Source organism: Microbacterium sp. Bi128 (genome assembly GCF_918698205.1).
Genome location: NZ_CAKKMM010001379.1, coordinates 1 through 1,346, shown reverse-complemented (window position 1 = coordinate 1,346; position 1,346 = coordinate 1). Strand labels below are relative to the sequence as shown.

Here is a 1,346-nt window from a genome sequence, read left to right as displayed (position 1 = left end):
CTCCCCGACAGCCCGGAGCAGCTCGAGCTGATCATGCTCAACACGGCCAGCATCGGCCTCTACCCGAACCTGGTCCGCCGGCGGGAGCAGCTCCAGCCGGCACTGGGCAAACCCCTGGCCGGAGTGGTGGCCATGTTCCGGACCTTCGCGGCCCGCACCCCCACCACGCTGATCGTCAACGGGGTCCGGCACCGGCTCTGGATCCTGTACATCGGCCGCGGCCGCTATTACCCCCGCGACCACGCGCCGCTGGTGCGCCCGGTACTCGCCGACGGTGTCCTGGACCTGCGGATGATCACTGCCGATGAGCCGTTCGCCCGGTTGCGCCTGCTCTGGGCCGTGCTCACGGGCACCGTGGCCACGTCCGGGATCACCCATCTGAGCGAAACGGACCGGATCACGGTGGAACCCGGGAACGGGCCCATGGTCCTCGCCGTCGACGGAGAGGTCATGCCCGGGGTGCGGCGGGTGGAATTCACGGTCCGCCCCGGCGCGCTGACCTACTACTCGCCCCTCGGCTGAACCCCGTCATCCAAACCCGTCATCCAACCCCTGTCATCCTCCCGGACTACCCTGATTAGCCCCTGAATCATCCCTGAGACCGGCGAAATACGCAGCTTGCCTCGGTAGCGTGGTGTGCAGACGGGCCCGTGACTGCGGTGCCCCGGATCATCTCCCGCTACGCAAAGGAACGCTTCCATGATCGAAGCACGAGGCCTGACCAAGGTTTACGGCGACAAGACCGCCGTCGCCGGCGTCAACTTCACCGTCGAAGCCGGCCGGGTCACCGGCTTCCTGGGTCCGAACGGGGCCGGAAAATCCACCACCATGCGCATGATCATGGGGCTGGACCGGCCGACGTCGGGCTCGGTGACCGTCAACGGGTCCCCGCTGACCGGGCACGCCGCCCCACTGCGCGACGTCGGCGCGCTGCTCGATGCCAAGGCAGTCCACACGAGCCGCTCCGCCTACAACCACCTGCTGGCCATGGCGGCGACCCACAGCATCCCGAAGAAACGGGTCCACGAAGTTATTGAGATGACGGGACTGGCCGAGGTGGCCAGGAAGAAGGTCGGCGGCTTCTCGCTCGGCATGGGCCAGCGGCTGGGCATCGCCGCCGCCCTCCTGGGCGACCCGCAGACCGTCATCCTGGACGAGCCCGTCAACGGCCTTGACCCGGAGGGGGTGGTGTGGGTCCGCAACCTGGTGAAGTACCTGGCCTCCGAGGGCCGCACGGTCTTCCTTTCCAGCCACCTCATGAGCGAGATGGCCGTCACGGCGGACCACCTGATCGTGATTGGCCGCGGGAGGATCATTGCGGACGCCCCGATCCAGGAGATCATCAC

The 1,346-nt window shown here is 67.8% G+C and carries 2 protein-coding genes; both read left to right on the top strand.

The window, feature by feature from the left end:
* On the top strand, positions 1 to 522 hold a 522-nt coding region (locus LQV45_RS32965; RefSeq protein ID WP_374208362.1), incomplete at its 5' end, for a diacylglycerol kinase family protein.
* Between the two features lie 177 nt (positions 523 to 699).
* On the top strand, positions 700 to 1,346 hold a 647-nt coding region (locus LQV45_RS32960), incomplete at its 3' end, for an ABC transporter ATP-binding protein (RefSeq protein ID WP_230011871.1).